The following is a 24,657-nucleotide window of genomic DNA, read 5'->3' as shown; positions in this document are numbered from 1 at the left end:
CTACCGAAAAGCCTTCTTCGACCAACTCGGGCTGCTTTCTTTACAACAGGAACTCCACCGCCTAAATCACGCTCGATGAACCGCCGTGTACGGAACCGTACGCACGGTGGTGTGGGGGGAGGGAGCCGAAAAACTTCCTCCTACCCGATGCTGCGGAAAGCGCGCCATCCACTAGGAAACCCACAATATGACACAGGCATTTTCAAAATCCCGCGAGCGGGCCGAGGCCGCGTTCGCGCGCACGCAGACCCAGTTCTTCTCCCGAAGCGCTGCAGTCGACGAGATGGACTCGATCGTTGCGGCTCGCGAGGAAAAGACGTTGCGCCTTCGCGCGGCCCGACTGGAAAAAGAAGTTCAAGACACAGCAAAGGCCACGGCAGCATTGGTTGCAAAAGCATAAGAGGACCAATTGACGGCACGACCGCCGCTACGGCGTTTCGAACCCAGGCGGTTCACAGCCAAGCAAACCAGTCGTCGCACTGTCCTTGCTGAAACCAGCTCCGTCAGCACGCCTGTGGCACGCGACGCGGCTCGCTGCCTATCGTCCTTTCGGGAGCCTTGATCTGAGTTCGACGTGCCGACAGCTTCATCAACGAAATGCATCGCTGACCAACTCACGGCCGAACCGCGGCAACGGATTCCCCAAAGGCCAATATCGGCAATCGCTAATACAATGTAAAGATGCCGGCGGAAGTGTGGGTCTTCCATCTTCCGCAAGGCGAGGGAGAATATGCGCTGCGGATCGCGCATCCCGATCGAATGGTCTGTCCAAATTCCTGTGTTTTGACCCAGGAGCCGAAGAAACGCCCATCGCTTTGCTTTGACTCGTCTTTCAACCAACCTTGGTCGTCCACGTGACGGCCCCTTGAGGGAGGCATTCGACATGAGACGGACGACAAAGTTCTTCACGGCAGCGATGGCAGTCGCTGGCAGCCTCTTGGCGAGCACGGCGGCAGTACATGCGCAGGAGACCAGGAAGCCCAACATCCTGTTCATCATGGGTGACGATATCGGATGGATGCAGCCGAGCATCTATCATCAGGGCCTGATGGTCGGCGAAACACCCAATATCGACCGCATCGGCCGGGAAGGGGCGAAGTTCATGACCTACTATGCCGAGCAGAGCTGCACGGCAGGGCGGACCGCGTTCATCACCGGCATGCAGCCGGTGCGCGTCGGCATGGTTCTGCCGGAGATTCCCGGAAGCCCGTCCTACCTGCGGGCCGGCACGCCTCACCTTGCCAAGTTCCTGTATGATCTCGGCTACTCGACAGGTGAGTTCGGCAAGAACCATCTCGGAGATACCACCGAATCCCTGCCGACGGCACACGGGTTCCAGGAATTTTGGGGCTACCTCTATCACCTCGACGCCATGCAGGGGGTGAGCTTTCCCGACATCAACAAGACCCCAACCGAGCAGGGGATCGCGCCACCTTGCAGAAACACGCCGGTTCCCGGCTTAACGGAAGACCCGGCGTCCGTCGACCCGAAGACCACGACCTGCCTGACGCCGCCGCGTCCGATGCTTGCGTGCAAATCGTCCGACGGATCCCCGGCGAACCAAAGCTGCAAGGATGAGGGCCCGCTGACGCTTGAGCGCTCCAAGACGATTGACGAGGAGATCTCGGGCAAGGTCATCGATTTCCTCGACCGCAATGACCCGAAGAAGACCAACAAGCCGTTCTTCGTCTGGTACAACCCGGCCCGCATGCACATCACCACCGTGCTGCCTGACAAGTACTTGGCAATGGTCGGCGAGCCCGGCGGCAAGGACTGGGGCGTCAACGAAGCCGGCATGAAGCAGATGGACGACAACATCGGCTACGTTTTGAAGAGGCTCGAGGAGATGGGAGAACTCGACAACACCATCGTCGTCTTTACGACCGATAACGGCGCCGAGACGATCACTTTCCCAGATGGCGGCACCACCCCGTTCAAGGGCGGAAAGCTCAGCACCTGGGAAGGCGGCATGCGTGCGCCGCTTGTGGTTCGCTGGCCGGGGCACATCGAGCCCGGTACGGTCAAGAACGACATCTTCTCGTCCCTCGACTGGCTGCCGACGCTTGTGAATATCGCCGGTGGTCCGAAGGGCGACGGCCTGAAGAAAGAGATCGAGACGGGCAAGTATCCGGGGATCGTCAAGACCACGCTCGACGGGATCGATCAGCGCGACTTCCTGGAAGGCAAGTCGCCATCCGCGCGCGACAGTTTCTTGTATTATTCCGGCAAGGAGCCGTCGGCTGTCCGCTACAAGAACTGGAAGATGTACTTCGCCATGGTCTCCGACGATCCGGCTGGATTCATTGGCGGCGTGCAGCCTTACGCCTGGACCCAGGTCGTCAACATCAAGCGCGACCCATTTGAAACCTCGGTCGGACAACAGTTGAAGACACTCTTCGGTACAGGCGGCGCCATCGCGTCACCGTCCACCGCCTATGTCTATGACTGGAACATCCTGCCCATCGGCCAGCAGTTGTGGCTGAGGCATCTCGAGACCTACATCGACTTCCCGCCGCTTCAGAGCCCTGCGAGCTACAATCTGGAGCAAGTGATGCAGCAGGTCCGCGAAATGAAGACTGGTCACGACTGACGCACAGTAGCGCAACGACGTCGGAGCGGACGCCCTTCGCGGCGTCCGCTACAATGCTTCACCTGACAGGTCCTTGGGGCCGACTGAGGGCGGAACGATGAGCGATGTCATCCAAAGGTCGTGACGAACCACGCTGGCCTCCGGTGGTGGCGATCCTGGCGGTGTTCGCCCTTTTGGAGGTGCTGCCGCACCACGTCTATGCCATGCCGCGATGGGTGTCATACGCGGTCCTGGTGGCAGCTATCGTACCAATGATCATGGTAACGGTGTCGACTGACAACGCTGTGTGGCTACGAATCGAGCACGTCGCCATCATGCTGCTTGCCAGTGTCTACGCAGGCAATACGGCGGCCGAACTCGGAGATATGGTCGGGATCATTACCATCCACCCGCCCGAGACGCGATCAGTGTCGCTGTTGACGTCGTCATTTACCATCTGGATCACCAACGTTCTCACCTTTTCCCTGCTTTACTGGCAGGTCGACGCGGGTGGCCCCTCGCGCATCGCGCGTGGGATGGCGGGAAGACCCGACTGGCTGTTTCCCCAGGCGTCGGCGCCCGAACTCGCATCGCCCGATTGGCGGCCGCTCTACGTCGATTATCTATCACTGGCATTCAACACGGCGACCGCCTTCAGTCCGACCGATGTACTGCCACTCACGCCACGTGCGAAGGTCCTCATGATGCTCGAAAGCGCTATTTCGCTCCTGACGCTCGTTCTCGTGGCCGCGCGTGCAGTCAATGTCATTCCGTAGCGTCTCAACGGCGCTGCGGTCGTCCGCTTATGCCGAGCATTGCAATCGTAGGTGCTTGCATGTCAGTCGAAGCTGATCAGCTATCAGCCATGATCAACCACGCGGTCGCGCCGGCGTTCGTGCTCAATGGCGTTGCGGCCATGGTGGCGGTTCTGGTCAATCGGATTTCTGGGGTCACGGAGCGGATAAGGAGCCTCCGCGAGATCGATGAAAGCGATGTCTCCCGAGTGTGGCTGAAGAACGAAATCGGGGAGCTGAGGAAACGGGAACTCCTCTTGAACAGTGCGTTGCGCCTCGCCGTGCTGGCGGGAATCGGCGTGACATTTTTGCTGCTGTTCGGTTTCGTCGTCGCCTTCATGGGATATCGCCACGAACCGGGAGCCGCCGCGCTGTTCATGGCGGCTCTCGGCTTCCTGGCGGCGTCGCTCGTCCGGCTCCTGCAGGACATCAGGCTTTCTCAGAGCGAACACGACGATCACCGGGCAAGATGACCATCAAACGACGCGAAGCGGCCCGTCGCTGATCACCGGAGGTGGCGCGTCACGCCGCCACTGCTGCGTGACGCGAAAAACAGGATGCTAGTAGCAAGGCGGGAAGGGGTAGTAGCCGCATTGCCGGTTGTTGTCGTAGTAGGAATTGTAGTAGTAGGGGCGGGCTGCCGCCGCTCCAACGGCAGCGCCAGCGACCACGCCCGCGGCAACGGGAGCGCCGCGATACCAGGCTCCGTGGTAGACCGGCGCATGCCAGTAGTTGCCTCCAACACGGTCGATGTTCGTGTCGCCTATATGCACGTCGTCTCCGCGGAAACCGCCACGGAAATCACCCCCGGCAAAGTCTCCGCCGCGCATGCCGCCGCCCCCGAAGCTTCCACCGCCAAATCCACCGCCGCCGCCGAAGCCACCTCCGCCCCCGAAATGATCGATGAAGACGGCTGCGGGCCCGGACGCACCACTTAGACTTCCCTCCAAAACGGCAATGTCGAATGTCAGCGTGGTTCCGTCGAGTTTGGGTGTTTTCAGCGTGACGACGGCGTCACTGACATCCGATCCGTCGCCGCCCAGCACCGACACGGTGGCATTCGGAGGATCGACGGCAAAGTTGTCCTTGCCGTCGTCCCATTGCATGATGAACTGTTCGGTTGCCACATGTCCGGCAGCGCGCACCGGCCGGTCGGCAAAGACGATCGAATTGGCAGAGACACCGGTCAGAACAAGCTTTCCGTTCTCGATCTTGGCGCCGGCTGAATTGATGACCGCCAGCGACGGCACCGGACCGGTCGGCGTGACTATGCCAATTGCTTTTTCGAGCGGTACATGAGGTTTCTTCGGGGCGTCCTGTGCAAGGGCAGGGGTTGTCAGCGCAAAACCTCCGACAAAGATCAGCATGGCGATATGATCGACTTTCATGGCGGTATCCTCCCAGTTGGATGCAAGCTACGCCTGCCCCTGGTGAACGCGGTTGAGGTCTCATGTCACAAGCCTTGGCGCGCCCAGAGTGGGGGCGCAGGCTCCTAGTCCTTGAAGATCTGCTTCCAGTCGGCCTTCATGTCGATTACGGTCCAGCCGGTGATCGCTGCCGCATCGAGCGCCTTGTCGAGGCGTCCGAACTCGGTCGTGCGGTCGTAGGCGTATTCGCGTTCTGCATCGGTGTGATGGACAAGCATGCCGAGACGCGCAGGCGCACCCGCCATCGTCGTCCATTGCAGCATTTCCAGATCGCCGTCGGAATTGCCGAACGCTGCTATCGGCCGGCGGCCGATCTGCTGGTTGATCGCGACCGGCTTGCCTGCCTTGTCGTCTATGAAGTTGACCTCCGGCAGGCGGTATAGGGTCGGCGTGTCGTCCCGCATCTTGAACTGTGTCTTGATCGAGGAACCGACAACCTGCTCCGGCGGGACGCCGTAGACCTTCTCCGTCCATGGCCGCATGAACTCCACGCCGCCACCCGAGACGATAAACGTCTTGAAGCCGTTGGCGCGCAAGTAGGAGAGCAACTCCACCATCGGCTGGTAGACGAGTTCGGTGTAGGGTCGTTTGAACCTCGGGTCGCGTGCCGTCGAAAGCCAATCTGTCACGACCTTCTGGAACTCCTCAGTCGTCATTCCCGCATGGGTGACCATGATGAGCTCCAGAAGGCCTTTTTCACCTGATGCGGCGAGTGTCTGCATGTCGCCTTCGAGTACCGCCTTGAACGGCTGCATGTTCGTCCATTCCGGATGCTGAGGAGCCAGCGTCTTGACGCGGTCCAGGGCGAAGGCAAGCTGGGTGTACATGGGATGCTCGACCCACAGCGTGCCGTCATTGTCGAACACGGCAATGCGCTCAGGTTCCGCAACGAACTCGGGCGAGCCCTGCTTGGTCACCTTCCCGACGAAGGAGAGGATCGTCTGCTTCGGCGCAGTGTCGTTCCAGGAGGGCAGAGGGTCGCTCTGCGCCAGCGTCACCTTTGGCGTAGCAAGGATGGCAGATAGGGCAATCATCGAGGCGCCATCTCGCGCCCATCCAAGGAATTCACGGCGGCAAACGAGCATTTGGGAATCCTCCGAAACCTGGCCCATACGACGGCGACAACGGCGCAAGGAGTGTCATCCAAGGCGACTCTATCGAATGGACTTGCCACGCGATATTGCACTTTAGGGAATCCACGACAGACAATCGTTAGTGGTAGCTTTGCTCGGATGACGCTGAAGCGCGAAACTGGTATTATTTCCGCCGCCACAAGGGGGGCGGCTGATGAGCTGGGGATCCAGGTGTGCAGCTATTCTGTCGCGAGCCACTTTGATGCCGGCTGTCTTGGCGACCGTCTGGGGGAGCTATGCAGTTGCCTCTGAAACGTTGGTTGCGATCGCCGAGCGTGTTCCGCGCGTCCTCATTCTCTATCCCTACAATGAAAGGATCGCGGCGACGACGGCTGCCGGCGAAGCGTTGCGAAACCGCTTGCTCGAAGCGAAGGACGGCAAGATCGATCTGTTTTCAGAGTTCCTGGATTTGGCCAGATTTCCAGAGGCCGACCATGTCGCACGCACGGCTCGATATCTCGCGGAGAAATACGCCGCCCATCGCCCCGATATCGTTGTCGCACTCGGCAAGGAGTCCGCAAGCTTCATAGCGGCGAACCGCAACTCGATCGCACCCACTGCGAAAATTGTCGCGGCGGGTTTTGGAAACTCCGCCGCCGAGAATACCGACTTGCCTGACGACGTGATCGGTGCGTTCACCACGTTCAACATTCTGAAGACGGCCGAAATGGCCCGCGATCTCCAGCCCAACGCTCGCCGCCTCTATATTATCGGGGGCTCGTCGGACTTCGACCGAGGATGGTTGGCGACGGCGCGCGCCGATCTCAGCGAGTTCTCCAAATCATACGAGACGACGTATCTCGAAGGTCTAACGATCGACGAATTCACTGAAAGGGCGTCTCATGTGCCACCTGACAGCATCATTCTTGCCTTGACGATTTTCAAGGATGGGGCTGGGCGAAACTTCATCCCGCGGGAAGCGCTGCGGCAGATCGCAGCGACCGCAAGCGCACCCATGTACGGCCCCTACCAGACATATATCGACTACGGCGTGGTCGGCGGAAGTACCGTTACGTTTGATACCCTGGGCAGGACCGTCGGCAATCTCGTCCTCGATGCCATCGCTGGCAAGCCGGTGGCAGATCTTGAGGCACCCCAGACATTCATCGCAGATGCCCGACAGCTCCGGCGTTGGGGCCTGGCGGAGAAGAACCTCCCCCAGGGCACCCTCCAGATACATCGGGAAAAGAGCCTCTGGGAAGAGCGTCGGCTCGCCATCATGGTGGCCCTCGGCATCGTTCTGTTGCAGGCTGCGGTCATCCTGGCGCTCCTGGTCGAGCGCCGGCGTCGCCGCGATGCCGAGGAGAGGTCACGACTTCATCTGCTGGAAGCCGTCCATCTCAACCAATCGGCGACGGCCGGGGCACTGTCCTCATCGATCGCGCATGAATTGAACCAGCCGCTGTCTGCCATTCGAAACAATGCCGAAGCGGCGTCTAAACTGCTTCGAACCGGCAATCCCGATCTGACGTTGATCCAGCACATTCTTCTCGACATCCAGGAGGACGACCAGCGTGCGGGTGATATCATTGGCCGGATGAGAGGGTTGCTCAAGAAGAGAAACGAGATCGACTGGCAGGAGTTCGACCTGAACGATGTCACCTCGAGCGCAATCCACATCATACACGGCGAGGCCGAACGCAGAGGAATTACGCTCAATACCAATCAACCCACGACCGAACTGCCGGTGCGGGCAGACAAGGTGCATGTGCAACAGGTCGTCCTCAATCTGGCGACCAATGCGATGGACGCCATGATGGAGGCCGTCCCAACCGCGCGAATGCTCACCTTTGCAACAGGACTGGCTGACGAGAAGGCCGAGCTTTGTGTGTCAGACACCGGCAACGGCATTCCTGAAGAGCGCCTGTCCAGTATCTTCGAGCCGTTCTATACGACCAAGCAGGCGGGGACAGGATTGGGTCTTTCCATAGCGCGCGCCATTGTCGAGACATACGGCGGCACGATCTCTGCTTGCAACGGGCCAGGAGGCGGAGCCATCTTTCGCATGGTCCTGCCTCTAGCCCGACGGGAGGAGCGAGGCTGATGAAAGCGGTCATCCATATCGTCGATGACGACAAATCCTACCGAACTGCCACAGCAAGGCTGCTCACTGCCTACGGGCTCAAGGTCGAAGCGTATGAATCGGGAGACCAGTTTCTCGCCAGCCTCCCGAATTGCGAGCCAGGCTGCGTCCTTCTCGACCTGCAGATGCCCGGCCTATCTGGACCGCAGCTTCAACATCGGTTGTCAGAGGTTGCACCTCATATGCCGGTCGTGTTCCTGACGGGCGAAGGAGACATAAAGGCCGGCGTCGACGCGATGAAGGCGGGCGCAAAGGATTTTCTCGAAAAACCCAGCTCGCCGGCGGTGCTGATGGAGGTAATCGAGCGAGTGCTGGCTCACTATGAACAGAACCGGGTCGAGCACGAGCGTCTTCAGAAACAGCGGACTTTGGTGGCGAGCTTGAGCGCGCGCGAGGCCGAAGTCTTTGGGCTGATCATTCGGGGGCATCTCAACAAGCAGATCGCGCACGTCCTTGGCATATCGGAGCGAACCGTGAAGGTGCACCGCCATCGTGTAATGGAAAAGCTCGGGGTAAGATCACTCGCCGAGGCGGTATCGATGGCCGCAAGTATCGATCTCATCGACCGGCAGGCATCCCGCAAAGGGAGCTGATCGGGAGACCTCCCCTTAGGACAATATCAATCGAGCGCTGACAAGCCTACTGTGACGGGGACCGCGTATAGTCACGAGAGGGGCTTGAGGTGGGGAACCCGCGCCGCACGATCGCTGTCATTGACGATGACGAAAGCTTGCGCCGCAGCGTAGGGCGACTTCTCAATGCCTATGGGTTTGCCGCCGTGGAGTATGCATCCGCGGAAGCCTTCCTTGCTCGCGATCCGAAGGCCGCGATCGACTGTCTTGTTCTGGACATCGACCTCGGTGGCATATCAGGCATCGAGTTGCAGCTCAGGCTGAAAAAGGCGGGGGCGACCCTGCCGGTGATCTTTATCACCGGCCTGGACGGCGGCCGCCTGAGCGCCGAGGCAGAGCGGGCAGGGTGCGTCGCCTTTCTGCGAAAACCCTACGCGGGGTCCGTTCTCATCGCGGCGGTGAACAAGGCGCTTGGATTGGGAAGCTGACGAGAGCGGAGCGACTGCTGTACTCAAGCGGAGGCAGAGCATGGGATGGCATGGACCATGGCGCACGACAGCCAAGGCGTTGGTGTTTGCCTCGGCTTCACAGGCCCCCCGTTCCTTTCGTGTTCGGCGTCCGCGCAGCAGCCGACGCCGAACATCCTGTTCATTCTGGCAGTAACATCGGCCACGGAGACATCGGCGTCTATGGCGGCGGGGAACCTCGAGGGTCGCCGACGCCGCGTATTGACCAACTGGCCTCGCAGGGGCTGCGCTTGACGCAGTTTCTGGTCGAGCCATCCTGCACCCCATCTCGAGCCGCACTGATGACGGGGCGCTATTCCGTTCGCTCCGGGTGCCATGATAGCAACATGGCGCCGATGTGCAGGAGCGGGTGGGCGCATCGCGGCGAAACAAAAAATCCAAGGACGAGCCTCGAATTCCGATTGTGACCGGACAGTAGCAGGCCCTGGCGGCCCTGCCTCGCCGTTTCGCTCCAGCGCGCGACCTCGCGGCGGCGCTTCTCCACCAGCCGGTCGAGCATATCGTCGAACGCTGCCAAGCGAGGGCGGCCCCTGGCGGCGCGGTCGCTCAGCTGCCGAATGGTGTTCTTCCGATCCTGATTCCGGCCGAGCGAAGTCTTCCGCTTCCGGGCCAATGCGGCTGTCCGTGTTGCAGGATTCGGCGACATTTACCGTAACGTACTTCCTTTCGCGCTCGGAAGGGACAAGATGCTCCCAACGCTGCCGGGGAGGTCGGGAACATGAAGCCGCTACGCTGTCCTGCTTTGCTCTTGCTCGCTTTTTCAATGATTGCCGGTGACACCTCAGCGCAATCGCGACAGGTCGGCGATGAAGAGATCAGTCAAGCCTATATCTACCTTCTTGGCCGCCTGCTGATCACGCGCCAGCAGCAGCTCGACTTCCGCGAAGGCTTCAAGGGAAACAGCTGGTCCACAAAAAACCGGGTGCGGTCGACTGGCCCAATCCGAACCTGGACGTCGCCTACTCCGAGGCCTGGGTTGCGGTCGACGGGACTAGTTGCACCATCGTCACGGTCCCGGAGATCAAAGACCGTTACTATACCGTGCAATTCCTGAATGGCTGGGGCGAGACGCTTGCCAATATCAACGAGCGCGTCTTCCCGGACAGGGCGTCGGGCGATTTCGCCGTTTGTCTGCGAGGCGCGTGGAGTTGCCGGGCGGCGCCCTGCGCATCGATCTTCCTGTTGCGCATGCTCGGGTCCTTGCCCGCGTGGCCCTCGGCAACGACCCGGATCGCGCGGTCCTGCTGCAACATGAGTTCAAGCTGCGGGCGACCGGCGCGCCGAAGCTGCCGGATATCCCGAAGACGCCGATCTTCGAACTGGAACGGCTTCCGGGCGTGGAGGCATTTGATGCGGCGGTCACTGCGCTCGACAGCGAGCCAGACCTCAACCCGGGACTGGAGAAGCTCCAGACGGATGTCCGCGAAGTCGCTGCCGCCGTCAAGGATAGCACGGAAGAGCGGAAGCGGGTGGACGCCGTCGTCAAACAGCACGCTTTCCCTGAGATCGCCAAAGCGGGCCTCACGATCGGCCACGGTACCATACTGAACGGCTGGGCGCGTCCGGGCGTCGTCGGAGAATACGGACTGGACTATATGGCACGGACGCTGGTGAACAATGGCGGCATCTGGGCGAACGTCAAGCCGGAGGTTCTCTACTATCGCGGCTGGAGGGACGACAGTGGCGACGAGTTGACCGGCGACCACGTCTACAAGATGACCTTCCCCAAGGATGCGCTGCCTTCACGCTTCGCAAAGTACTTCTGGTCGGTTATTGCGGTCGACAATGTCCACTTCCGTGTCCTGCCCAATCCTTCGAACCGCTATCTCCTCAACGAACAGACGCATCCGCAGTACGGTCCGGACGGCTCGCTGATGCTCTATTTCGCAACGAGCAAGCCCGCCGATGCACCGGACGGAAACTGGCTTCCGATCCCGAAGGGGCAGAAGTTCCGCCTGACATTCCGTTTCTACGGACCGCTCGACGGGGTCGCGAATGGCACCTACTGGCCACCCGTCTTGGTAAAGCTGGAGTGATGCACGCGCGCGGAGGAAACGATGGCCTTGGGTCGGAGGGATCGTTATGCAGCTGGGTGCAGGTTTCGCCAGATGGGGGCTCGGCCTCTCTATCTTCGGAGTGTTTTTGACATTCGGCATCGTTGCCCACGACTGCATCGGCGCTCAGTGGCCGACAGGCGAACTCTTCATGCAGAACATCACGCTTTGGTGGGCTTGCCCATGGACACTGTCCGTTGCGGCCGTGCAGGCGGGCGGACTTGGAATGGTGGCGCTTGGATTGACGCAAATGCTGGGTTCCCTCTTTTCAGAGCGTGAAGAGGCGCACGCCGATAGTGCGTTCCCGCTGCATCTCAGCATCCCTTTGCCACACTGCCGCATGCACGAATGCCCGCTCAGCGATGAGGCGGGCATTCGATAGGGCGTATCCCTCAAACCTTAGCGGTCAGAGAATTAATCAGGTCCGGGGCTTGAGGTTCTCGGGGTCGTAGAGCGGCTTGTAGCCGACGCTGATGACTTCGACCGGATAGGTCTCCCCGAAATACTCGACCTTCAATTTGCGGCCCTGCTGGGCGTGGGACCATGGCAGGTAGGCGAGTGCAATGTTCTTGCCGATCGTCGGCCCGAAGGCGATCGAGCTTGTGAACGAGCGCCGCCCGAGTTCGTCGACGAGAGTCTCGCCGGTTTCGGGATCCATGACGGGCAGGATGCCGACGGGATAGCGCGCCACACCCTTCGCGTCGATATTGTCGGTCATGACGAGCGTGCAGAGCATGGCAGGCTGGTGCTCGCGTGCGCGGTATTCCAGGTGCTTGGCCTTGCCGCAGAAATCGGCTTCCTTGACCTTCGGGCGCGCAAGATCAGCCTCAAGCAGATTGTATTCGGTGAGCAGGTCGGCGTTCTGCAGGCGAAGGCTTTTTTCCATGCGGCGGCTGTTGGCGTAGGTTTCGACGCCGAACGGCATCACGCCGGTGGCGCGCAGTGCGTCCCAGACGGCGAGCGCGTCGCCGTAGGCCATGTGCAGTTCCCATCCCTGTTCACCGACATAGGAGATGCGGAAGGCGGTAACGGTCTTGCCGGCGATGCGGATCTGCTTGATCGCCGCGAATGGGAAGTTTTCCGGCGAAAGGCCTTCGGCATTCTCGACGACCTTCTGCAGGGTGGTGCGTGCGTTCGGACCCCAGATGCCGATCGTCACGTACGTCTCCGTCACATCGGTAATGGTGACGTCAAAGCCCTTGTCCTGCGCAACGCGCTTCATGTAGTTGAAGTCGCGCGGACCGGCATCGGCGCCGTCGATCAGCCGGCAACGATCGGCCATGCGGATGATGGTGAAGTCGGCGCGCACCATGCCTTGGTCGTCGAGGAAGTGGGTGTAGATGCCCTTGCCGACATTGGCGTCACCGCCGATCTTCGCCGCGCAGAGCCATTCCAGCAGCTCGACATGGTCCGGACCCTCTATGTCGTACATGGCGAAATGCGAGAGGTTGACGATGCCGCAGTCCTCGCTCATGGCGAGATGTTCGGCATTGGAGACGCGCCAGAAATGGCGGTTGTCCCATTCGTTTTCGCGCACCGGCACACGGTCGGCGTAAGTCTCGAGCAGGTGTTCGTTGGCGGCATAGCCGTGGGCACGTTCCCAGCCGCCGAGTTCCATGAAATAGCCGCCGAGTTCCTTTTCGCGTTCGTAGAAGGGCGAGCGGCGCAGGTTGCGGCCGGTCGCGTAGGGTTCGCGCGGATGAACCGCCGGATTGTAGATCTTCTGCGCGGCCTCGGTGCAGCGGCTCTCGATGAAGCTCTCCTCCAGCATGTGGGGGTAGAAGCGGGAATAGTCGATCTTGTTGTGATCGATCGGCGTGCGGCCGTCCGTCATCCAGTCGGCAATCAGCTTGCCCATGCCCGGGCCGTCCTTGACCCAGATGGCGACAGCATACCACAGGCCGCGGACCTTCTGGCTTTCGCCCATCGACGGTCCGCCGTCCGTCGTCACCTGCAGCAGGCCGTTGAAGGAATGACTTTCGTTGTAGCCGAGTTCGCCCAGGATCGGCGTCAACTCCATGGCACGCTCCAGCGGCTCGAGGATCTGCTCCATGTCGAGGTCGCGCTGAGACGGGGAAAGACGGGCTTCGTGTTTTTCGAGGAGGTCGCGCGGGTGGCAAAGGCGAGGGTTCTTCTCCTCATAGTAGCCCCACTCGATCTGGCCGCCTTCGGCGGTCTTCGGGTCGCCAGTGTCTCGCATATAGGCCGAGTTGCCCTGGTCGCGCACCAGCGGGAAGCCGATTTCCTTGCCGGTGTCGGCGAATTCGTTGTAGGGGCCAAAGAAGGTGAGGGGGTGGTCGACCGGCATGACAGGCAGGTCCTCGCCGGCCATCTCAGCGATCAGGCGGCCCCAAAGGCCGGCGCAGACCACCACGTAGTCGGCCTCAATCGTGCCGCGGTGGGTGACCACGCCCTTGATGCGGCCGTCCTTGATGATCAGCGACTGTGCCGGCGTGTTTGCGAAGGACGTCAGCTTGCCGCTCTGCTCGCCGGCGTCGATCAGCTTGCCGGCAACGGTCTGCGACCGCGGAATGACCAGGCCGGCGTCGGGATCCCAGAGGCCGCCCTGCACCATGTTTTCCTCGATTAGTGGGAACTTCTCCTTGATCTCGGCGGGTTCCATCAGGCGGGCGCGGGTGCCGAAGGCTTTGCCGGAGGCGACCTTGCGCTTGATTTCCTCCATGCGGTCATCGTCGCCGACGCGGGCGACCTCGATGCCGCCGACGCGCGCGTAGTGGCCCATCTTGTCGTAGAAATCGATGGAATAGAGGGTCGTCCAGCAGGACAAGAAGTCGTGGCTGGTCGCATAGCAGAAGTCGGAAGCGTGTGCCGTCGAGCCAATATCCGTCGGGATGCCCGATTTGTCGATGCCGACGATATCGTCCCAACCGCGCTCGATCAGATGATGAGCGATCGATGCGCCCACGATACCGCCAAGCCCGATAATTACGACCTTCGCCTTTTGAGGGAATATTGCCATTGCGTGCGACCCTGATTGATACTGAAAACCGATTTTAGGATTTGCCAGGCTGCGACTAGAGCCTGTCTACGACATAATCATCCTGCTGCACGACCAGAGCCGTCCAGTCCCCAGCAAGGATACACCCAACCGTGGACCTTGGTAGCGCGGCAGTGGACGGGGACGGGCTCTATTCGATGGCTCCGGACGGCGTTTTGCGTCAAGGCGGGGAGGCGACGGCTCCGTGGCGCTCACACTCATGAAATGCAGACATAACCTCATGCCGATTATGCCGTCTAATCGGCATATCCCGTGTGCCCTATCCTTAGCCCATCGCAACCACTCAGCTCTCGCGAAGTGAGCAGGAGGATAGAAATGAAAAAGCGCACACTTGGCAACGGCGGACTCGAGGTTTCGGCGATCGGATTCGGATGCATGGGCCTCAATTTCAGCTACGGCCACGCGTTGAGCAATGATGAGAGCATCAAGCTTATCCGGCAGGCGGTGGAGCGCGGGGTGACGTTTTTCGACACGGCCGAAGTCTACGGCCCCTTCACCAATGAGGAAATCGTCGGCGAGGCACTGGCTCCGGTTCGCGACCAGGTCGTCATCGCCACGAAGTTCGGCTTCAAATACGAGAACGGCAAGCAAGCGGGTCTGGACAGCCGACCGGAGAATATCCGCAAGGTGGCAGATGCATCGCTCAAGCGGCTCGGCGTCGAGGTGATCGATCTCTTCTACCAGCATCGCGTTGATCCGCACGTGCCGATCGAAGACGTCGCCGGCGCGGTCAAGGATCTCGTCGCCGCGGGCAAGGTCAGGCATTTCGGTCTGTCGGAACCGGGTGCCCAGACCGTGCGACGCGCCCATGCGGTGCAGCCGATCACGGCGCTCCAGAATGAATATTCGCTGTGGACGCGTGGACCGGAGACGAACGGCATCCTGCAGGCCTGCGAAGAGCTTGGGATCGGCCTTGTCGCCTATAGCCCGCTCGGCAAGGGCTTCCTGACCGGGGCAATGAGCAAGGAAACGACGATCGGCGAGAACGATTTCCGCAAGATCCTGCCGCGTTTCACACCCGAAGCGATGGAAAAGAACCAGGCGCTGATCGACCTCCTGAAGCAGATCGCCGATGAGAAGAAGGCGACGCCTGCCCAGATCGCGCTAGCCTGGCTGTTGGCGCAAAAACCCTGGATCGTGCCCATTCCCGGTACGACCAAGCTGCACCGCCTGGAGGAGAACCTCGCTGCGGCCGACGTCGAACTGACGGCTGATGATCTCGCCGAGATACAAGGTGCCGCAGCCGAGATCGCTGTCGAGGGCGAACGCTATCCCGAGCAGTTGATGAAGACCACCGGCCTTTGATGCCGTCGTCACCCTGCGAGCCCGTGCGCATCTGCGGCGCGGGCTCCGTCATTTCCAGGATCGGAGCACAGCATGACACAGAACATCGACGGGAAGGTCGTCGTCATCACGGGAGCCAGCAGCGGGCTCGGCGAGGCAACGGCGCGACACCTCGCGGGCCAGGGCGCCAGGCTTGTGCTCGGGGCGCGTCGCCTCGACCGGCTGCAGGCGCTGGCTGACGAGCTTGGACTTGGCAACGATGCCGCCGTCCAGACCGACGTCACCAATTGCGAGCAGGTCAAGCGCCTCGTGGACACGGCGGTCGCAGCCCATGGCCGTGTCGACGTGATCATCAACAATGCCGGCCTGATGCCGCATTCGCCGCTCGAGCGCGGCAAGGTGGAAGACTGGGACCGGATGATCGACGTCAACCTCAAGGGTGTGCTCTACGGCATTGCCGCAGCACTTGCGCACATGACCCGGCAGAAGAGCGGACATATCATCAACGTTTCCTCGGTCGCCGGCCACAAGGTCCGTCCCGGCAGCGCCGTCTATGCAGCCACCAAGGCTGCCGTGCGCATGCTGTCGGAGGGGCTCCGCCAGGAAGTGAAGCCGTACAATATCCGCACGACGATCATCTCGCCGGGTGCCGTCGGTTCCGAGCTGCCGCAGAGCATCACGGAAGCCGATGTCGCCAGGGGCATCCAGGACTTCTATCGGGCCTTTGCCATTCCGGCCGAGCGTTTTGCGCGCGTGGTGGCTTTCGCGATCAGCCAGCCGGACGATGTCGACGTCAACGAGATCCTCTTCCGTCCGACGGCGCAGGAGCTGTGACGGCGATGCTCGACCAGACCAGTGCCGGAGGAGCGCCGGACACGGTTGGCAGCGATACGGCGTTATCTTGCTCCGCCACCGTTTCCGACGGCGCCTGCGAGATTGCCTCGCTGCGCGCTCAAACGTCAGACCACCAGAGCTGGCGCATTCTCGCGATGCTCAGCGCCCTGATGGGCTTCGCGTCGATTTCGACCGATCTCTATCTTCCTGCGATGCCTGCCATGGGTCAGTCGCTCGGCGCCAGTGCGGGGGCTATGGAATGGACCATATCGAGCTATCTCGTCGGCTTCAGCCTGGGCCAGCTACTGTGGGGACCGATCGGTGACCGCTACGGCCGTCGCATGCCGGTGGCCATCGGGCTGGTCTTGTTCGTGATCGGTTCGGCCGGCTGCGGCCTCGCCGGCAGCGCCTGGGCCATGATCGGCTGGCGCATCGTGCAGGCGGTCGGCGCCTGTGCCGGCGTGGTGCTGTCGCGGGCCATGGTACGCGACCTCTACGCGGGAGATCGCGCCGCGCAGATGATGTCGACGCTGATGACCGTCATGGCGATCGCACCGCTTCTCGGGCCGATCGCGGGCGGGCAGATTCTCGCACTGGCCGGATGGCGGGCGATCTTCGGCGTCCTCGTCCTTGTCGGGTTGCTGACGCTCGCCGCTCTGCTCACCCTGCCCGAGACGCTGCCGGTTGGGCGGCGCAACAAAGAGCCGCTCGGCCGCGCCCTGGCGCACTACGGCGAGCTGCTGCGCCATCGCCAATTGCTCGGCTATGCGGGGGCGGGGGGCTTCTTCTACGGCGGTATCTACGCCTATATCGCCGGCACGCCGTTTGCTTACATCACCTATCACCATGTGCCGGCCGAGCTTTACGGCCTGCTGTTTGCTGTCGGCATCGTCGGTATCATGGCAACCAACCTCATCAATTCGCGTCTGGTCATGCGGCGTGGAGGTTCACACATGCTGCTGCGCGGCACGGTCGTGGCGGCTTTCTCCGGCATCGCTCTTGCGGTGACGGCATGGACCGGCTGGGGCGGCCTCTGGGGCCTTGCGGTGCCGTTGTTCCTGTTCATCTCCGTTGCGGGGTTCATCGTCGCCAACTCGATTGCCGGCGCGCTCGACGATGTCCCCGAGCGCGCGGGTGCGGTTTCGGCGCTCGTCGGTGCAATCCATTATGGCAGCGGCATCGTCGGTTCGGTACTCGTCGGCGCCTTCGCCGACGGTACGCCCTGGCCGATGGGTTGGGTGATCGGGCTTGCCGGAATAGGGAGCCTGCTCTGCGCGCGGCTGCTTGCCCGGCCGCCCGCGCGTTCGGCAGCACGCTGAGCGGGCCGACGGTGAAGATCGCGGGCGTTGAAAGAGATGCTGCGCTGCCAGCGGCCGCGTCGGCACGCGGCTCAGCGAGCCGGTGCGAGTGCCGCGATCACCTCTTCGGCTGCGCGAACGCCGCTTTGGAAAGCACCATGCGCAGTGGAGAAGTCGGTCGTATGCGTTGCCTCGCCCGCGAAGAAGAGCCGGCCGTCAAACGGACGGGCGAGTACAAGGCGGGCATCCGCCTCGCCTGGAAGGGCATGGCTGTAGGCGCCGCCGATCGACGCCGTCCCCGCCCAGTCTGAGGCGATGAGCGGCTTGAGGTTGCGCCGGACCGACGAACCGAACAGGTTGGCGAGCTGGTCGATCGCACGCTCGAACCCGGCCTCAACGCCACGCTCGGCGGCCGCCCGTGCGCCTGCTCCGCCGAAGAAACATTCGATGACCGGCCAACCGAATGGTCGGATGTAATAGGAGCCGGTCGAAGCATCATGGATGTCTCCCAGCACATGGCTCTCCGGAGCGAAGGGACTATCTCCGAGGATCTGCAGAAACAGCTTTTCGTTGGAGCCGAGCGGAAGGCGCGCGGCAGCATCCCGCCAGGGATCGAGTGCCGAAGGCCAGCCGGTGTTGTGACCGGCAAGGACATTGGTCGAGACCGTGATGATGGCGGCACGGGCACGAACCACGCCTGAKGGCGTCGCGAGCGCAATGCGTCGTTCATCGAGCGAAACCGCTTCCACCGGCGTGGAAAGGCGCAGTTTGGCCTGGGCGGGCAGGCTCGCCGTGATCAGCGTGCCATAGCCTGCCGGCACTCGAAAGTTGCAGTCGGTCGAGGCTGCGTCGTAGGCACCATAGTCTTTCGCCGAAATACGCTCAAGCTCGTCGCCGCTGATGAAGCCGCTCAATGCCTGGAGGTAGGGCATCCAAGGTTCGCCCGGCTCCAGGGCGTCGGCGGCATTGTCGCTGGCGGGAGGCGTGGCGGCGATACGCTCGCTCCACCGGGCAAATGCGAGCCGTGCCAGGTCCCGTTCGGCACGCGAGAAGCCGAGATCGCGGAACTGGGTGCCCCAGGCGGTTTCGCCGCTCCTCACCTCCAAGCCTGCCTCCTTGGCAATGCGGGTCCATGGATTTCGGTCGGCCGAATGCAACCAGCCACAGCCGAGGTCGAGGGAAACATCCGCAGCTTTGCGCGTCCAGGCGCGCCCGCCGGTTCGCGGCAGGGCCTCAAGCACCAGCGAGCTCAGGCCGCCGCCGGCCAGCCTTCGTGCCGCGCCAATTCCTGCCGCACCGGCGCCGACGATCACGATGTCTGGTTCTAGCGTCATGGGCTATCGCGCCGTCTTTCGGACGAGGCTCCACCGGCCGCTGCCGTCGGGCGATACGGGACGCCGCAAGCCATCATTCTTTGTCTGCATCGCCATTCCTCAGTATGCCGGACACCATAGCCTGCGGATGGGCGGCAACGAACAACATCCGGCGTGCCAGTCTAGCGGTAAGACTTTCCGCCGAATAGCCGCTATGTCTGGTAAGCAGTTATATCAGGAGTTCATGAATGCAGCGCGAGGAACTGGTCGACCTGAATGCGTTCCTGGCCGTCGCCGAGGAACGAAGCTTTACCCGGGCGGCGGCGAAACTGGGGACTTCCCAATCGGCACTGAGCCACACGATCCGGCGGCTGGAAACGAGGCTTGGCGTGCGTCTGCTGACCCGGACCACGAGGAGCCTGGCGCCCACCGAGGCCGGCGAAAGACTGCTCGCCACCCTGCGACCGGCGCTCGACAGTATCGGCGCGCAGCTGGCGTCGCTCAGCGAATTGCGGGAACGACCGGCCGGAACGATCCGCATTACGCTCTCCGAACATGCTGCCGATACCATCGTGTGGCGAGCGCTGGAGAAGCTGCTTGCGACCTATCCCGACATTCATGTCGAACTCAGCATCGATTCCGGATTTACCGACATCGTGACGGAACGGTTCGACGCCGGCGTCCGCTTGGGCGAAGCGCTTGCGAAGGATATGATCGCGACGCGCATCGGCCCAGACCTGCGGATGGCGGTGGTCGGTTCGCCGGCCTATTTCGACAGGTGGCCGATCCCGAACACGCCGCAGGACCTGGCCGACCACCAATGCATCAATCTGCGGCTGCTGAGCAACGGCGGACTTTACGCCTGGGAACTCGAAAAGGACGGCCGCGAGCTGCGCGTGCGGGTCGAAGGGCAGCTCGCCTTCAACAACGTCCAGATGATCGTCCGCGCGGCCACGGCCGGGTTCGGTCTCGGCTTTGTCATGGAGAACCAGGTCGAGGCGCATCTGGCGGACGGACGCCTGGTTCGCGTGCTGGAGGATTGGTGCCCGTCGTTTGCGGGCTATCACCTCTATTATCCCAGCCGTCGGCAGCCCTCGGCTGCTTTTGCGGTTCTGGTGGAAGCGCTCCGGTATCGTGCATGATCATGCCGTCTTCTGGGCGCTGAAGATCTAGCGATGGCACGGGGGCGAGGCGGATTGGTCATCCTTGCACTTGGGGTTCGTCGCTGTCGTCCGTTTGCCGCCAGTAGGGGCGCCGGCCAGCGCGTTCACCTGGTTTGCATAGTTGTCACGCGTGTTTGCGTCGATCACGGCAACCGGCGCCGCAAGTATCAGCCCGGCCGCGTTGCCGGCCGCGGCCGCCGTCCCGGTTGTCGCCGCCAGGATCTGGTCGCCGAGACCAATTCGGTTATCCGTCAACGTCTGGCCTTCGGAAATACGCTGGCCGATCAACTGGACGATCTGGGGTGACTCGGCAAACTTGCTGTGGTTGAGTTTGTCGCCGACCTTTACTTTGGTCAGATCGATCACTGCGATCTTGTTGGCTTCCAGCTCTTCCTTGTAGGGGGATTGCTCGGGGTCGATGGCGCCGAGACGCGGAATGTCGCCCCACAGCCGGCGCGAGAACGCCAGCGCCCTGTCGTCGCGAGATACAAACAGCGTGAACTGCGGATGTTGCTTGCCCATGTCCACGATTTCGGAGCGGAATACGTCGACGTCCACGTCGGGCGCTGCCAGCATCACGTTCTTGAACTTTTCGGGTAGTCTGCCGTTGCGGATCGCCATCTGGCGCAGCGATTCCAATGCCAGCCAGTTGCCCATCGAATGGGCGAGAATGGACACCTCTTTGACCTGGGGATCGCGTGCCAGATACTGGAAAAGCTGTTCAAGGGCGTTGCGCGTATAGTTCGTGCTTTCACGATCGTAACCATAGGCCAGCAGGCTGCCGCGGGACGGCCAGGTGACGAGCACGGGGGCGCTCTTTACACCGGAATCCTCGACAATCTGGGCAAATCGATAGACGGAGTCTTCAAACCGGTTGTTGAACCCGTGGATAAAAACAAGAACGCTGTGATCTGGGCTTTTCTGTACCGATGCGCTGAGCCAGCTCTTGGCTGCATCCAGCGGGATTTCCTCTGCCTTCAGCGTCGCGAAGTCGGTCGCAGGGTCGGCGGGCAGTCGCTTGGGCCACGCGACGTCGCCTTCCTTGCGAACATTTTTCGGGGGGATGGAAACGGTGATGTCCGCAAACGCCGGCTCCAGACCACGCTCGCCCGTAAACATCTCACCCGGTATCGTCGACTTGCGGCGCGTCGTTGCGACCAGCATGCTGATCTTGCTTGCCGCAGGGGCAGTGTCGGCAACAGGCAACAGCACATCCTTCGGATGGCCGCCGCACCCCGACAGAACAACCAGCGCGGCAACCGTCAATAACCGCCTGAGCGGAATGGCGGACAGAACACGAAGACCGCCATTGCTGCTGGCCATTGCCGCTTCCTTCTGAACTCTAGAAGTGGATTGCAACGCCGAGGATCGGCCCTTGCTGAACGACATCGAAAACAAAGCTGTCGTTGCTATAGTCGACGCCTAGGGCGCGATAGCCGGCGATGGCGGAAACCTTGTCGTTGAATTTGTATCCCAGCCCCGCCATGACGTCCCAGTCGAGATCCGCGCCGCCGCCGCCGGCCATGGCCCAGCCCGTCAGGTAGACATTCGGCGTGAAGAAGTAGTTGCCTTTGACACCGGCCAGGGCGTCGACCCAGGTGGCTTTGTCGTCCCTCTGCACGCCGCCGAGCAGCCCGCCGTTGAAGGAGATTTCCGTATCCGCAGACCAGAGCCTGACGGCGCCGACGACATCAAGATGGCCGTCGGGACCGTCGATGACGGTGTAGCCAGCGCCCAAGAGGCCGATAAACGTCTTGGACGTGACCTCGACATTGTCGGCGACCACGCCGAATGGCGTCGTCGCATCATTGGAGAGCTTGGTGTAGATGATATCGCTAAACACGCTGTAGCGGCCGTAGCTCGCCTCGCCGATTGCCATTGCCGCGAAATCGAGATTGCTGAGGATGTCGCTGAAGCTGGCGTCGATATGGGCTTGCGGCAATCCGAACACGGCAACGTCGCCGGACATGCCGGCGCCCCAGAAATATGGCGCAACGGTAAAGGTCCATCCGCTTTGAGTTTCGGCGGGCTTTGCTTCCGGGCTGAGAGCCGGGGCCATATCCGCTGCGTTTGCTGAACTGAAGACGGTCATTGCCCCCAAAAAGGCGGCGGCACATGCGACACTATATTTCAAATCCTATCCCCCAAGATCAATCGCCGCGTCAAGGACGGCTCAACTCATGCTTTCATCCCGCAAGGTGAACATACAACTGTGCGCAGCACTTCCATGCGCGGTTGCGCAACGCCAGGACCAGGGTTTGATCCAGAGGCGAACGCAATTGCGGGATTGTGGATACAGCCAAGTTGCTCAGCCAGTTTGTGGCACTGGCCAATATCCCCTCGGACCAGGTCCAAGCGGCTGCAGCTGGCAACATAGGCATACAGACCAGATACCTGATCGACACGACTGCCATAAACGAGCCCCCTCGGCTCCTCATCCATCAGCCTAAAGTTTTATTAGATTCGCCTGATGGTTTACATGTTATGAGCTGTAATCGCTTGACGGTCAAGGCAACGACCGGATGAGTTGATTGCCGCAGCGGGTGGAAACTTCGCTCGATCGAGCAGATCGGGGTCTTCGGAACCGGGAAATTTGGGTGCCGGCTCGCAAGTGAGGTGTCCGAAAATGCGGCGCCCACCGCATTGACTTCGAGCTTCGGGATGAGGCTGCGAACAAGCCGCAATGTTGTTGCGCCTTGCGCGCAAACTGCTAGAATCGTTGCAGATATTTGATCATGGCGTCTGTGTTTCCAGCGTTTTTGATAGGTTCAGGCGGGGCGCAATGAAGGCGATCAATACGTCGACGGCAAGCTATGGTGCGGAGCCCGGACTTCGTTTTGCGTTATTGCTCGACGGGCATGGCGGCGGCAGGCAGATCGACATGGCGCGTGTGTGTGCCTGGAAGCCGCAGGACGGTGCGATCTGGTTGCACTTCGAACGCGATCACCCGGCTGCCGCTGAATGGGTGAACAAACAAGGTGGATTTGATCCCTTCGTGGCCGATGCACTGCTTGAGGAGGAGACGCGACCACGCGTCGAGCCTGTCGATGACGGATTGCTGATCATTCTGCGGGGGGTGTGCGCCACCTCACCCGAAGAAGCCGATGAGCCGCACCCGGATATAGACCTTGTGCCGCTTCATCTGTGGGTCGATGGCAACAGGGTCGTGTCGCTCCGCGACAGCGGTCACTACATCACTGCTCTGCGCGACATTCGGACGGCGTTCGACAAGGGCAAGGGGCCGCAGCGCACCGGCGACCTGCTGGCGCTGATCGGCGAAAAGCTGGTTCGTGACCTCGAGCCGGTCCTCGATGCAATGGATGAAGAGGTCGATGAGCTCGACGAGATGATCTTTCATGGGGACGCGGGCGAAGTGCGGGGGCGGCTGAAGCTGCTGAGGCGCCGCTCGGTGCAACTTCGCCGCTATCTCGCGCCGCAGCGCGACGCCTTGAACAGGATAGAGCACGACGACGCGACGTGGCTTATCGAGCGGGACAAGCTGCGGCTGCGCGAGGTGATTGACAAGCTGATGCGCTTTATCGAGTACCTCGACGCCATCCGCGACCGGACGGGCATCCTGCACGACGACCTTTCGACTGTTATCAGCGAGCGCATCGCGCGCAATTCAAACCGGCTGGCGGCGCTCGCTGCTCTGCTTTTACCGCCAAGCTTGGTGGCGGGGCTCTTCGGGATGAATGTGGGGGGGATACCCGGCGTCAACGACACCTGGGCCTTCGTCGTCATCGTCGCATTCGTGACGATCACCTCGATCGCGACGCTCTGGGCGCTCCGGCGGATTGGTTGGCTCTAAGTGGATTGACGATGCAAGGGCGTTTGCCGCGCGTATATTTTTCATCAAACAACCGTGATTTTAATTCACCTTTCTTGACAATCGTTTTTGACCGGAAATATCTCTCGTGCAGACGTCACAAGCCATCAGGCGCGGCGCGCCGACGGATCGCGTTAAAGTAAGGCCGGGATAGGCATGATCGATACTCGCTTTTCGACCGCGATGCAGATTGTCATAAGCGTCGCCGTGAACGAGCAGGCTGACGTTCGCACGACCAGCCAGACTCTTGCAAAGGGGCTCGACACCAATGCAAGTTTCGTCCGGAAATTGCTTCTACCTCTGAGCGAAAGCGGCATTCTGGCCGCGTCGGCCGGCGGCAATGGCGGTATTCGTCTGGCGCGACCGCGCAACGAGATTCTGCTGAGCGAGATTTATTCATCGGTCACGGGCGACAAGAAGCTCTGGGCCACGCGGCACGAGATTCCCCACGAGGGTTTCGTGGGCCAGAATATCGGCGATCTCTCGGAATATCTCTGCGATCGGGCGGAGCAGGCCGTGGTCGACATGCTTGGGTCGGTTACCATAGAAGACAGCATTGCCGAACTTCGCCGTCTCGACCTGGAGAAACACAACGGAGCGGCAGCCGATGGCCGTCACGCCGCAGAGTAAGCCGGTAAGCCGGTCATGGCAAAAAGAGGGGCGGTCCGGCAGGGAACCGTGCCACCCCCCGCTACTGATCGGAGGTCAATCTGATCAGAAACATCATGCTCGAGCGCCGCTGCCACCTTCGCGCCGGC

At 61.5% G+C, this 24,657-nt stretch carries 22 protein-coding genes and 1 pseudogene; 17 read left to right on the top strand and 6 right to left on the bottom strand.

The genetic code is table 11. From position 1 onward, the window contains the following. Window positions 1-187: 187 nt before the first annotated feature. From AC1DMK_RS24745 to AC1DMK_RS24730, 4 genes are all read left to right on the top strand, one after another. Window positions 188-400: a hypothetical protein gene (locus tag AC1DMK_RS24745; RefSeq protein WP_477862793.1), complete on the top strand. Its 213-nt coding sequence runs from the start codon at window positions 188-190 to the stop codon at window positions 398-400. Between the two features lie 516 nt (window positions 401-916). Then, the gene (locus tag AC1DMK_RS24740; RefSeq protein WP_477862809.1) at window positions 917-2,590 is read left to right on the top strand and encodes an arylsulfatase; all 1,674 of its coding nucleotides are present in this window, start codon (window positions 917-919) and stop codon (window positions 2,588-2,590) included. 104 nt (window positions 2,591-2,694) lie between these two features. Continuing rightward, a complete protein-coding gene (locus AC1DMK_RS24735) occupies window positions 2,695-3,345 on the top strand; it encodes a hypothetical protein (protein WP_477862791.1) in 651 nt (216 codons plus the stop codon). A 59-nt stretch (window positions 3,346-3,404) separates the two neighbouring features. Beyond that, on the top strand, window positions 3,405-3,836 hold the full coding sequence (locus AC1DMK_RS24730; RefSeq protein ID WP_477862789.1) for a DUF2721 domain-containing protein: 432 nt from the start codon (window positions 3,405-3,407) through the stop codon (window positions 3,834-3,836). An 87-nt stretch (window positions 3,837-3,923) separates the two neighbouring features. Here AC1DMK_RS24730 and AC1DMK_RS24725 read toward each other — a convergent pair whose 3' ends face one another. Then, complete coding sequence (locus tag AC1DMK_RS24725; protein ID WP_477862787.1) at window positions 3,924-4,751, bottom strand: hypothetical protein; 828 nt, start codon at window positions 4,749-4,751, stop codon at window positions 3,924-3,926. Between the two features lie 104 nt (window positions 4,752-4,855). Then, window positions 4,856-5,824: an HAD family hydrolase gene (locus AC1DMK_RS24720; RefSeq protein ID WP_051974012.1), complete on the bottom strand. Its 969-nt coding sequence runs from the start codon at window positions 5,822-5,824 to the stop codon at window positions 4,856-4,858. A 301-nt stretch (window positions 5,825-6,125) separates the two neighbouring features. Here AC1DMK_RS24720 and AC1DMK_RS24715 point away from each other — a divergent pair, with 301 nt between their 5' ends. The 7 genes and pseudogenes from AC1DMK_RS24715 to AC1DMK_RS24685 all read left to right on the top strand — a co-directional run bounded on the left by AC1DMK_RS24715 (window position 6,126) and on the right by AC1DMK_RS24685 (window position 11,541). After that, window positions 6,126-7,967 carry a sensor histidine kinase gene (locus AC1DMK_RS24715; RefSeq protein ID WP_477862785.1) on the top strand — a complete coding sequence of 614 codons (1,842 nt, stop codon included), beginning with the start codon at window positions 6,126-6,128 and terminating at the stop codon, window positions 7,965-7,967. Further along, window positions 7,967-8,599: a response regulator transcription factor gene (locus AC1DMK_RS24710; RefSeq protein WP_477862783.1), complete on the top strand. Its 633-nt coding sequence runs from the start codon at window positions 7,967-7,969 to the stop codon at window positions 8,597-8,599. The genes AC1DMK_RS24715 and AC1DMK_RS24710 overlap by 1 nt, the downstream gene beginning before the upstream one ends. Before the next feature lie 89 nt (window positions 8,600-8,688). Next, the gene (locus AC1DMK_RS24705) at window positions 8,689-9,066 is read left to right on the top strand and encodes a response regulator transcription factor (RefSeq protein WP_477862781.1); all 378 of its coding nucleotides are present in this window, start codon (window positions 8,689-8,691) and stop codon (window positions 9,064-9,066) included. A gap of 50 nt (window positions 9,067-9,116) precedes the next feature. Then, on the top strand, window positions 9,117-9,512 hold the full coding sequence (locus AC1DMK_RS24700; protein WP_477862779.1) for a sulfatase-like hydrolase/transferase: 396 nt from the start codon (window positions 9,117-9,119) through the stop codon (window positions 9,510-9,512). 496 nt (window positions 9,513-10,008) lie between these two features. Further along, window positions 10,009-10,140, top strand: a pseudogene (locus AC1DMK_RS24695) (DUF1254 domain-containing protein); the annotation flags it as partial. Between the two features lie 92 nt (window positions 10,141-10,232). After that, entirely contained in the window at window positions 10,233-11,141 is a 909-nt protein-coding gene (locus AC1DMK_RS24690) for a DUF1214 domain-containing protein (RefSeq protein ID WP_477862777.1), read from the top strand. 46 nt (window positions 11,142-11,187) lie between these two features. After that, on the top strand, window positions 11,188-11,541 hold the full coding sequence (locus tag AC1DMK_RS24685) for a hypothetical protein (protein ID WP_477862775.1): 354 nt from the start codon (window positions 11,188-11,190) through the stop codon (window positions 11,539-11,541). Between the two features lie 36 nt (window positions 11,542-11,577). Here AC1DMK_RS24685 and AC1DMK_RS24680 read toward each other — a convergent pair whose 3' ends face one another. Further along, a complete protein-coding gene (locus AC1DMK_RS24680; RefSeq protein WP_477862773.1) occupies window positions 11,578-14,139 on the bottom strand; it encodes a GcvT family protein in 2,562 nt (853 codons plus the stop codon). A 354-nt stretch (window positions 14,140-14,493) separates the two neighbouring features. Here AC1DMK_RS24680 and AC1DMK_RS24675 point away from each other — a divergent pair, with 354 nt between their 5' ends. From AC1DMK_RS24675 to AC1DMK_RS24665, 3 genes are all read left to right on the top strand, one after another. Next, a complete protein-coding gene (locus AC1DMK_RS24675) occupies window positions 14,494-15,483 on the top strand; it encodes an aldo/keto reductase (protein ID WP_477862771.1) in 990 nt (329 codons plus the stop codon). Between the two features lie 72 nt (window positions 15,484-15,555). Beyond that, window positions 15,556-16,296 carry an SDR family oxidoreductase gene (locus tag AC1DMK_RS24670; protein WP_477862769.1) on the top strand — a complete coding sequence of 247 codons (741 nt, stop codon included), beginning with the start codon at window positions 15,556-15,558 and terminating at the stop codon, window positions 16,294-16,296. 5 nt (window positions 16,297-16,301) lie between these two features. After that, on the top strand, window positions 16,302-17,615 hold the full coding sequence (locus AC1DMK_RS24665; RefSeq protein WP_477862767.1) for a multidrug effflux MFS transporter: 1,314 nt from the start codon (window positions 16,302-16,304) through the stop codon (window positions 17,613-17,615). 71 nt (window positions 17,616-17,686) lie between these two features. On the opposite strand, the gene AC1DMK_RS24660 is transcribed toward AC1DMK_RS24665, so the two are convergent. Then, complete coding sequence (locus AC1DMK_RS24660; RefSeq protein WP_477862765.1) at window positions 17,687-18,928, bottom strand: flavin monoamine oxidase family protein; 1,242 nt, start codon at window positions 18,926-18,928, stop codon at window positions 17,687-17,689. Between the two features lie 227 nt (window positions 18,929-19,155). Between AC1DMK_RS24660 and AC1DMK_RS24655 the strand changes: the two genes are divergently transcribed. Beyond that, window positions 19,156-20,049 carry a LysR family transcriptional regulator gene (locus AC1DMK_RS24655; protein ID WP_477862763.1) on the top strand — a complete coding sequence of 298 codons (894 nt, stop codon included), beginning with the start codon at window positions 19,156-19,158 and terminating at the stop codon, window positions 20,047-20,049. 27 nt (window positions 20,050-20,076) lie between these two features. On the opposite strand, the gene AC1DMK_RS24650 is transcribed toward AC1DMK_RS24655, so the two are convergent. Both AC1DMK_RS24650 and AC1DMK_RS24645 read right to left on the bottom strand, forming a co-directional pair. Next, on the bottom strand, window positions 20,077-21,393 hold the full coding sequence (locus tag AC1DMK_RS24650) for an alpha/beta hydrolase (RefSeq protein WP_477862761.1): 1,317 nt from the start codon (window positions 21,391-21,393) through the stop codon (window positions 20,077-20,079). A 19-nt stretch (window positions 21,394-21,412) separates the two neighbouring features. Then, the gene (locus AC1DMK_RS24645) at window positions 21,413-22,162 is read right to left on the bottom strand and encodes a hypothetical protein (RefSeq protein ID WP_477862759.1); all 750 of its coding nucleotides are present in this window, start codon (window positions 22,160-22,162) and stop codon (window positions 21,413-21,415) included. Between the two features lie 690 nt (window positions 22,163-22,852). Here AC1DMK_RS24645 and AC1DMK_RS24640 point away from each other — a divergent pair. Beyond that, entirely contained in the window at window positions 22,853-23,881 is a 1,029-nt protein-coding gene (locus AC1DMK_RS24640) for a CorA family divalent cation transporter (RefSeq protein WP_477862757.1), read from the top strand. 174 nt (window positions 23,882-24,055) lie between these two features. After that, the gene (locus AC1DMK_RS24635; RefSeq protein WP_037062512.1) at window positions 24,056-24,529 is read left to right on the top strand and encodes an Rrf2 family transcriptional regulator; all 474 of its coding nucleotides are present in this window, start codon (window positions 24,056-24,058) and stop codon (window positions 24,527-24,529) included. Window positions 24,530-24,657 lie beyond the last annotated feature (128 nt).

The sequence above is a fragment of the Rhizobium sp. 05L419 genome (assembly GCF_056397845.1).
This window is presented reverse-complemented; position numbering and strand designations above follow the sequence as displayed.

Coding starts and splice junctions, on each gene's coding strand:
- AC1DMK_RS24745 (WP_477862793.1), top strand. CDS start 188: ATGACACAGGCATTTTCAAAATCCCGCGAGCGGGCCGAGGCCGCGTTC.
- AC1DMK_RS24740 (WP_477862809.1), top strand. CDS start 917: ATGGCAGTCGCTGGCAGCCTCTTGGCGAGCACGGCGGCAGTACATGCG.
- AC1DMK_RS24735 (WP_477862791.1), top strand. CDS start 2,695: ATGTCATCCAAAGGTCGTGACGAACCACGCTGGCCTCCGGTGGTGGCG.
- AC1DMK_RS24730 (WP_477862789.1), top strand. CDS start 3,405: ATGTCAGTCGAAGCTGATCAGCTATCAGCCATGATCAACCACGCGGTC.
- AC1DMK_RS24725 (WP_477862787.1), bottom strand. CDS start 4,751: ATGAAAGTCGATCATATCGCCATGCTGATCTTTGTCGGAGGTTTTGCG.
- AC1DMK_RS24720 (WP_051974012.1), bottom strand. CDS start 5,824: ATGATTGCCCTATCTGCCATCCTTGCTACGCCAAAGGTGACGCTGGCG.
- AC1DMK_RS24715 (WP_477862785.1), top strand. CDS start 6,126: ATGCCGGCTGTCTTGGCGACCGTCTGGGGGAGCTATGCAGTTGCCTCT.
- AC1DMK_RS24710 (WP_477862783.1), top strand. CDS start 7,967: ATGAAAGCGGTCATCCATATCGTCGATGACGACAAATCCTACCGAACT.
- AC1DMK_RS24700 (WP_477862779.1), top strand. CDS start 9,117: ATGGACCATGGCGCACGACAGCCAAGGCGTTGGTGTTTGCCTCGGCTT.
- AC1DMK_RS24685 (WP_477862775.1), top strand. CDS start 11,188: ATGCAGCTGGGTGCAGGTTTCGCCAGATGGGGGCTCGGCCTCTCTATC.
- AC1DMK_RS24680 (WP_477862773.1), bottom strand. CDS start 14,139: ATGGCAATATTCCCTCAAAAGGCGAAGGTCGTAATTATCGGGCTTGGC.
- AC1DMK_RS24675 (WP_477862771.1), top strand. CDS start 14,494: ATGAAAAAGCGCACACTTGGCAACGGCGGACTCGAGGTTTCGGCGATC.
- AC1DMK_RS24670 (WP_477862769.1), top strand. CDS start 15,556: ATGACACAGAACATCGACGGGAAGGTCGTCGTCATCACGGGAGCCAGC.
- AC1DMK_RS24665 (WP_477862767.1), top strand. CDS start 16,302: ATGCTCGACCAGACCAGTGCCGGAGGAGCGCCGGACACGGTTGGCAGC.
- AC1DMK_RS24655 (WP_477862763.1), top strand. CDS start 19,156: ATGCAGCGCGAGGAACTGGTCGACCTGAATGCGTTCCTGGCCGTCGCC.
- AC1DMK_RS24650 (WP_477862761.1), bottom strand. CDS start 21,393: ATGGCCAGCAGCAATGGCGGTCTTCGTGTTCTGTCCGCCATTCCGCTC.
- AC1DMK_RS24645 (WP_477862759.1), bottom strand. CDS start 22,162: ATGACCGTCTTCAGTTCAGCAAACGCAGCGGATATGGCCCCGGCTCTC.
- AC1DMK_RS24640 (WP_477862757.1), top strand. CDS start 22,853: ATGAAGGCGATCAATACGTCGACGGCAAGCTATGGTGCGGAGCCCGGA.
- AC1DMK_RS24635 (WP_037062512.1), top strand. CDS start 24,056: ATGATCGATACTCGCTTTTCGACCGCGATGCAGATTGTCATAAGCGTC.